A 6,459-nucleotide genomic window follows, 5' to 3' on the forward strand; every position below is an offset into this window, starting at 1 on the left:
TCCTCTTAAGAAGCAAACGGCATTCCCAGGTTTTTCAACAATTCCCGGGCCTCTTCGTCGGTCTTCGCGGTGGTAACTATCGTGATATCCATGCCCCTTATTCGGTCAATTTTATCGTACTCTATTTCTGGAAAAATCAGCTGCTCCCTTACTCCCAGAGTGTAGTTACCCCTGCCGTCAAAGGAATCCGGGGAAACCCCCTTAAAGTCGCGCACCCTCGGGAGGGCCACATTGAAAAGCTTATCCAGAAAATCGTACATTTTTTCCCCTCTGAGGGTGACCTTTGCTCCTATGGGCATGCCCTTGCGCAGTTTAAATGCTGCAATGGACTTTTTGGCTTTGGTTATGATGGGCTTCTGACCGGTTATGGTTGAAATGTCCCTGCTGGCCGACTCAATGGCTTTGGGATTTTCCCGGGCGTCGCTCAAGCCCATGTTGATGACCACTTTCTCCAGTTTGGGCACTTCCATGATGTTTTTATAATTGAATTTCTGCTTTAAAGCAGGTATTACTTCCTGTAAATATTTGTCTTTTAATCTGGACACATCACTACCTCCCTTCCCGCTTATTTATCCAGAACCTCTCCGCATTTTTTACAAACCCGGACCTTTGTGCCGTCCGACAGTATGGAGCGGCTTACCCGCGTGGCGCTCTGGCACTTGCCGCAAACCAGCATCAACTTGGATGTGTAAATGGGAAGTTCCTGGTGAATAATTCCTCCCTGGGGCATTTTGGCCGACGGCTTTTTGTGCTTTGTGGCCATATTTATGCCTTCCACGATGGCTTTGCCGTCTTTCGGCATGACTTTTATGACCTTACCTTTTTTGCCCTTGTCTTTTCCCGAAATAACTACAACTGTGTCGCCCTTTTTTATGTGGACCTTTGTCAAGGAACCCACCTCCTTTTATAAAACTTCAGGTGCCAGGGATATGATCCTCATAAAATCCTTTTCTCTCAATTCACGGGCTACAGGGCCGAAGATACGCGTTCCCTTCGGGTTTTTATCTTCGTTTATTATGACCGCCGCATTCTCGTCGAACTTTATATATGAACCGTCCGGACGGCGCACCCCCTTTTTCGTCCTGACGACAACCGCCTTCACCACGTCTCCCTTTTTAACAACGCCGTCGGGTGTTGCGCTCTTAACTGAAGCCACTATTACATCGCCAATGTTGGCGAATTTGCGCTTGGAGCCGCCCATGATTCTTATGCACATCAGTTCTTTTGCTCCGGTATTATCCGCCACATTGAGTCTTGTTTGAACCTGAATCACGTGAATTACCTCCCTTCCTTACTGGGCTCTCTTTACGATCTCCACCAGTCTCCACCGCTTTTCGCGGCTTAAGGGCCTTGTCTCCATGATTTTGACCACATCGCCTACTCTGCATTCGTTGTTTTCGTCATGGGCTTTGAATTTTTTGGTGCGCTTTACGGTTTTGCCGTATAGAGGGTGCCTTACCAGCTTTTCAACGGCGACAACGATGGTCTTATCCATCTTGTCGCTGACCACAACCCCTACGCGGACCTTCCTCCTATTCGGTCTTTCCACTAATATCCCTCCTTTGCCTCTACTTGCCGCCGCTTATTTTTCGCCTTTCAAGCTGTCTTTCGGTAAGGACCGTCTTAATGCGGGCGATGGTTTTGCGAACTTCTCGGATCCTCATGGGATTATCCAGCTGGCCGGTGGCTGCCTGAAACCGGAGGTTGAAGAGTTCTCCCTTGAGGTCTTTTATTTTCTGCATGAGTTCGTCATCGGACAGTTCCCTTATCTGTTTAACCTTCATTCTCATCACCGCCTAATTCTACGCGTTTTACTATCTTTGTCTTGATGGGCAACTTGTGGGAAGCGAGGGTCATAGCCTCCTTTGCCACCTCTTCGGAAACTCCGCCCAGCTCAAACAAAACCCTTCCCGGTTTTACAACGGCGACCCATAATTCCGGCGAACCTTTTCCGCTGCCCATACGAGTTTCGGCGGGTTTCTTCGTCACCGGCTTGTCGGGAAAAATCTTGATCCATACCTTGCCGCCTCTTTTGATAAATCTTGTCATGGCCACCCTGGCGGCCTCTATCTGCTGGCTGGTGAGCCATGCGGGTTCCAGAGCCTGAAGCCCGTAATCGCCGTAGGTCACTTCGGTCCCCTTGTGGGCTTTGCCCTTTATAACTCCCCGCTGCTGCTTTCTATACTTCACCCGCTTCGGCATTAACATTGCCAGATTCTCCCCCTTCCATGGGATTTTCGGTCTTCTTTACAGGAAGGACTTCTCCTTTGTAAACCCACACCTTTACGCCTATGCGGCCGTATGTGGTGTAAGCTTCGGCGAATCCGTAATCTATGTCGGCTCTCAGGGTTTGCAGGGGAATGGTCCCTTCATGGTATCTCTCGGACCTGGCGATTTCGGCTCCGCCCAGGCGACCGCTGACCATGGTTTTTATTCCTTTCGCACCGGCTTTCATCGCTCTGGCGATGGCCTGCTTCATGGCTCTGCGGAATGAAATACGCCTCTCGAGCTGTGACGCGATATTTTCGGCTATCAATTGCGCGTCGATATCGGGGTTCTTTATCTCCATGACGTTTACGGAGACCTGTTTGCCCGTCATTTTCTCCAGTTCGTTTTTAAGCTCTTCCACGCCGGTCCCGCCCTTGCCGATGACCATCCCGGGTTTTGCCGTATGAATGGTAATCCTTACCCTGTTGGCTGCCCGCTCGATCTCTATCCTGGAAATGCCCGAATTGTAAAGTTTCTTTTTGATGTATTGCCTTATCCTGTAGTCTTCCAGCAGAAATTCGGTATATTCTTTCTCCGAATACCACCTGGAGTCCCAGTCTTTAATGATTCCTACTCTCAACCCGTGAGGGTGAACCTTTTGACCCAAAATTTATCCCTCCTTTTCCCTGAGTACTACCGTAATGTGGCTGGTTTTCCTGCGTATCAGGCCGGCGCGTCCCATAGGCATAGGCCGTAAGCGCTTCAAAGTCGGCCCCTGGTCCACGTAGCACCTTGCGACATACAATGCGTCACGGTTCATGTCGTGGTTGTTTTCCGCATTGGCCGCCGCCGAGAGCAATACTTTTTCTATTATCCTGGACGCCGCTTTGGGCGTAAATCTCAAAATTGTCAAAGCTTCGGAAAGTTTTTTTCCGCGAATGAGGTCCATCACCACCCTGACCTTTCTGGGTGCAATACGCACGTATCTTGCCTGTGCCCTCGCTTCCAACTTCTATACCTCCTTTTCCAGGAAATTATTTATTTCAGTGCAGTGGACTTTTCCGTATGCGCACCGTGCCCCTTGAATGTCCTGGTGGGGGCAAATTCGCCCAGTTTGTGACCCACCATGTCCTCGGTTATATATATTGGCACGTGTTTCCGGCCGTCATGGACCGCTATGGTGTGGCCTACCATTTCGGGGAAAATTGTCGAGTCTCTCGACCATGTCTTGATGACTTTTTTCTCCCGTTTCTGATTCATTTCCACAATCTTCTTAAAAAGCTTCGGGTCTACGAAGGGGCCTTTTTTTTTCGATCTGCTCATCAGCTTACCTCCCTTCTTTTATTTGCGGCGTTTGACGATGTACTTATCAGAAGCTTTATTCTTTTTCCTGGTCTTATAACCCAGTGTAGGTTTACCCCAGGGCGTAACGGGGCTCTTGCGGCCGATGGGCGACTTGCCTTCGCCGCCGCCGTGGGGATGGTCTATGGGGTTCATGACAACACCCCTGACATGAGGCCGCCTGTTCATCCAGCGGGACCGCCCCGCCTTTCCTATGGACACGTTTTCGTGGTCGAGGTTGCCCACCTGGCCGATGGTGGCGCGGCATTCTTCGTGTACCATCCTCATCTCTCCGGAAGGAAGCCTCAGTGTGGCAAAACCGTTTTCCTTGGCCATGAGCTGCGCCGCCGTTCCGGCCGCCCTCACCAGCTGCCCGCCCCTGCCCGGGACAAGCTCTATATTGTGCACAAGGGTACCTACGGGTATGCGGGAAAGCGGCAGAGCGTTGCCGGGCTTAATGTCCGCGTTTTCGCCCGACTCCACCTCATCGCCCACCGCAAGACCCAGTGGAGCCAGTATATACCTCTTTTCGCCATCCCTGTATGTCAGGAGCGCGATGTTGGCCGAACGGTTGGGGTCGTATTCGATGGCCGTGACCCTGGCCGGGACACCGTCTTTGTCCCTTTTAAAGTCTATTATCCTGTATTTGCGTTTATGGCCACCGCCGCGGTGCCTTGACGTAAGCCTGCCCTGCATGTTGCGGCCGGCTTTGTTTGTCAGAATTTCCACCAGAGATCGCTCGGGCTCTTTTTTGGTGATTTCCTCAAATGTGGATACACTCATAAATCTTCTGCCCGGCGAAGTGGGTTTGAATTTCTTTATCGCCACGTTATTCCCTCCTTCTGCATAAAAACCGCCGATGAAAGCTTATCGCATGCCGCTATAGGGCTTCAAAGAACTCTATAGGCTTGCTGTCCTGCTTGAGCGTTACTATGGCCTTTTTCCAGTCGGGCCGCCTGCCTTCATGGACTCCCACTCTCTTTTTCTTGCCTTTCATATTGATGGTATTGACCTTATCCACCTTGACCCCGAAGATTTTTTCCACAGCGTTTTTTATTTCCGTCTTATTTGAATTTTTATCCACAACGAAGGTGTACTTTTTTCGGTCTTTCATGGCCATGGTTTTTTCCGTAATCCAAGGCCGGATTATTATGTCATGCGGGTCCTTCATCCTGCATACACCTCCTGGATCCGGTCTGCCGCCGCCTTTGTCATGATCAGGTTGTCGTGGTTTAAAATGTCGTAAACGTTCAGGGTGTTCACCAGCGTGGTTTTGACACCCGGCAGGTTGCGGGCCGATTTTTCCACATTTTCATCCTTTGACGCCAGGACAATCAGCGATTTCTTTCCGGCTTTCAGGTTGTTGAGGATTTTAACCATCTCTTTCGTCTTAGGTGCTTCCATGGTCAGGCTGTCCAGCAGAATAAGTTCGTTGTCGTGTACCTTTGCGCTTAAGGCCGATTTCAAAGCAAACCTTTTGAGTTTTTTAGGAAGCGTGAACTTGAACGAACGGGGCTTCGGTCCGAACACTATGCCGCCCTTTCTCCAGAGCGGTGAACGGATGCTGCCGTGGCGGGCCCTCCCGGTACCCTTCTGCCTCCAGGGTTTTCTGCCGCCGCCGGACACTTCACCCCTGGTCAGGGTGGAAGCCGTTCCGAGCCTCTGATTGGCCAGATAATTTACCACCACCCTGTGCATTACATCGGGCCGGATTTCCACGCCAAAGACGCTGTCGGAAAGTTCCACTTCCCCCACCTGCTGCCCCTGTGTATTATACAATGTTACTTTCGGCATTGAGCTCCTCCTTTCTTACCGCTATTTTCCGCTTTTTACCGTGTTTTTGATAAACAGCAAAGATTTCCTGGCCCCCGGCACCGAACCCTTGATTAAGAGAAGGTTTTTATCCGGGTCTACCTTCACCACTTCCAGATTCTGAACGGTAACCCGTTCCGCACCCAGGTGGCCGGGCATTTTCTTCCCCTTAAACACCCTTTCGGGGTCAGTGGCGCCGCCGGCGCCGGGTCTCCTGTGGTACATGGAACCGTGGGACATGGGGCCCCGGTTGAAGTTCCAGCGCTTGACGCCGCCGGCAAAACCTTTGCCTTTGGAAATCCCCGTTACATCGACCCTGTCGCCGGGCTTGAAGATATCCACTTTAATTTCGTCGCCCACATTGTATTTTTCCGCATCCTGTATCTTGAGTTCTCTCAAATATTTTTTAGGCTTTAACTGGTGTTTTTTAAACTGGCCCAGGGTGGGCTTATTCAGCCTTTTTTCTTTTATATCTTCAAAGCCAACTTTCAAGGCGCTATAGCCGTCTTTCTCAACGGTCTTTTTCTGAACCACCAGGCACGGTCCGGCCTCCACCACCGTAACCGGTACGGCTTCTCCGTTTTCGCCGAAAATCTGGGTCATACCTATCTTTTTGCCCAGAATGGCCTTTGCGATCATTAAAATCACCTCCCGTTCAAATGACTACAGCTTTATTTCAATGTCCACTCCCGCAGGCAAGTCGAGTCTCATCAGGGCGTCTATGGTCTTCTGATTGGGTTCTTTTATATCTATTAATCTCTTGTGGGTCCTTGTCTCGAACTGTTCCCTGGAGTCCTTGTATTTATGAGGAGCCCGAAGTATGGTTATGAGGCTTCTGTCCGTAGGCAAAGGTATGGGCCCCGACACTTTGGCTCCGGTCCTTTTCGCCGTTTCCACGATTTTCTGGGCCGACTGGTCCAGAACCCCGTGATCAAAAGCCTTGAGGCGTATCCTGATCTTCTGACGGGCCATTTATTTCCCTCCTTGCATTTTAGATGGAAAGTGTGCCTCCTTGCTTAACCTATTCTATAATCTCCGTAACTACGCCGGCTCCCACGGTCCTGCCGCCTTCCCTTATGGCGAACCTCAGCCCTTCTT

At 50.7% G+C, this 6,459-nt stretch carries 15 protein-coding genes; all 15 read right to left on the reverse strand.

The window, feature by feature from the left end; all coding sequences use genetic code 11:
* Positions 1–5 precede the first annotated feature (5 nt).
* Positions 6–545 (reverse strand): 50S ribosomal protein L5, encoded by a 540-nt coding sequence (gene rplE / locus ACKX14_RS13810; protein WP_422448628.1) that lies wholly within the window; start codon positions 543–545, stop codon positions 6–8.
* A gap of 20 nt (positions 546–565) precedes the next feature.
* A complete protein-coding gene (rplX, locus tag ACKX14_RS13815) occupies positions 566–889 on the reverse strand; it encodes a 50S ribosomal protein L24 (RefSeq protein ID WP_422448630.1) in 324 nt (107 codons plus the stop codon).
* 15 nt (positions 890–904) lie between these two features.
* Complete coding sequence (rplN, locus tag ACKX14_RS13820) at positions 905–1,273, reverse strand: 50S ribosomal protein L14 (protein ID WP_422448632.1); 369 nt, start codon at positions 1,271–1,273, stop codon at positions 905–907.
* Between the two features lie 18 nt (positions 1,274–1,291).
* The gene (rpsQ, locus tag ACKX14_RS13825; RefSeq protein WP_422448634.1) at positions 1,292–1,549 is read right to left on the reverse strand and encodes a 30S ribosomal protein S17; all 258 of its coding nucleotides are present in this window, start codon (positions 1,547–1,549) and stop codon (positions 1,292–1,294) included.
* 19 nt (positions 1,550–1,568) lie between these two features.
* Positions 1,569–1,784 carry a 50S ribosomal protein L29 gene (rpmC, locus tag ACKX14_RS13830; RefSeq protein WP_422448636.1) on the reverse strand — a complete coding sequence of 72 codons (216 nt, stop codon included), beginning with the start codon at positions 1,782–1,784 and terminating at the stop codon, positions 1,569–1,571.
* Positions 1,774–2,208: a 50S ribosomal protein L16 gene (gene rplP / locus ACKX14_RS13835; protein ID WP_422448638.1), complete on the reverse strand. Its 435-nt coding sequence runs from the start codon at positions 2,206–2,208 to the stop codon at positions 1,774–1,776. Before rplP ends, rpmC begins: the two co-directional genes overlap by 11 nt.
* Positions 2,180–2,875, reverse strand: coding sequence for a 30S ribosomal protein S3 (gene rpsC, locus ACKX14_RS13840; RefSeq protein WP_422448640.1), 696 nt, complete (start codon positions 2,873–2,875; stop codon positions 2,180–2,182). Before rpsC ends, rplP begins: the two co-directional genes overlap by 29 nt.
* 3 nt (positions 2,876–2,878) lie before the next feature.
* A complete protein-coding gene (gene rplV, locus ACKX14_RS13845) occupies positions 2,879–3,217 on the reverse strand; it encodes a 50S ribosomal protein L22 (RefSeq protein ID WP_422448642.1) in 339 nt (112 codons plus the stop codon).
* Between the two features lie 29 nt (positions 3,218–3,246).
* Positions 3,247–3,531: a 30S ribosomal protein S19 gene (gene rpsS, locus ACKX14_RS13850; protein WP_422448644.1), complete on the reverse strand. Its 285-nt coding sequence runs from the start codon at positions 3,529–3,531 to the stop codon at positions 3,247–3,249.
* Between the two features lie 18 nt (positions 3,532–3,549).
* A complete protein-coding gene (rplB, locus tag ACKX14_RS13855; RefSeq protein ID WP_422448646.1) occupies positions 3,550–4,377 on the reverse strand; it encodes a 50S ribosomal protein L2 in 828 nt (275 codons plus the stop codon).
* Positions 4,378–4,429: 52 nt separating this feature from the next.
* Positions 4,430–4,720, reverse strand: coding sequence for a 50S ribosomal protein L23 (rplW, locus tag ACKX14_RS13860; protein WP_422448648.1), 291 nt, complete (start codon positions 4,718–4,720; stop codon positions 4,430–4,432).
* The gene (gene rplD / locus ACKX14_RS13865; RefSeq protein WP_422448650.1) at positions 4,717–5,343 is read right to left on the reverse strand and encodes a 50S ribosomal protein L4; all 627 of its coding nucleotides are present in this window, start codon (positions 5,341–5,343) and stop codon (positions 4,717–4,719) included. The genes rplW and rplD overlap by 4 nt, the downstream gene beginning before the upstream one ends.
* Before the next feature lie 21 nt (positions 5,344–5,364).
* Positions 5,365–5,997, reverse strand: a complete 633-nt coding sequence (gene rplC / locus ACKX14_RS13870) for a 50S ribosomal protein L3 (RefSeq protein WP_422448656.1) — start codon at positions 5,995–5,997, stop codon at positions 5,365–5,367.
* Positions 5,998–6,024: 27 nt separating this feature from the next.
* Positions 6,025–6,333 (reverse strand): 30S ribosomal protein S10, encoded by a 309-nt coding sequence (gene rpsJ / locus ACKX14_RS13875; RefSeq protein ID WP_422448652.1) that lies wholly within the window; start codon positions 6,331–6,333, stop codon positions 6,025–6,027.
* A gap of 49 nt (positions 6,334–6,382) precedes the next feature.
* On the reverse strand, positions 6,383–6,459 hold a 77-nt coding region (locus tag ACKX14_RS13880), incomplete at its 5' end, for an EF-Tu C-terminal domain-related protein (RefSeq protein WP_422447782.1).

Source organism: Thermorhabdus hydrogeniformans, from assembly GCF_049310025.1.
Taxonomy (GTDB): domain Bacteria; phylum Bacillota; class Thermosediminibacteria; order Thermosediminibacterales; family Tepidanaerobacteraceae; genus JBJYKD01.

What these genes read in the sequence shown, in the direction of transcription:
- rplP (WP_422448638.1), bottom strand. Translation starts at nt 2,208, where the DNA reads ATGTTAATGCCGAAGCGGGTGAAGTATAGAAAGCAGCAGCGGGGAGTT.
- rplD (WP_422448650.1), bottom strand. Translation starts at nt 5,343, where the DNA reads ATGCCGAAAGTAACATTGTATAATACACAGGGGCAGCAGGTGGGGGAA.
- rpsJ (WP_422448652.1), bottom strand. Translation starts at nt 6,333, where the DNA reads ATGGCCCGTCAGAAGATCAGGATACGCCTCAAGGCTTTTGATCACGGG.
- rpsS (WP_422448644.1), bottom strand. Translation starts at nt 3,531, where the DNA reads ATGAGCAGATCGAAAAAAAAAGGCCCCTTCGTAGACCCGAAGCTTTTT.
- rpmC (WP_422448636.1), bottom strand. Translation starts at nt 1,784, where the DNA reads ATGAAGGTTAAACAGATAAGGGAACTGTCCGATGACGAACTCATGCAG.
- rplW (WP_422448648.1), bottom strand. Translation starts at nt 4,720, where the DNA reads ATGAAGGACCCGCATGACATAATAATCCGGCCTTGGATTACGGAAAAA.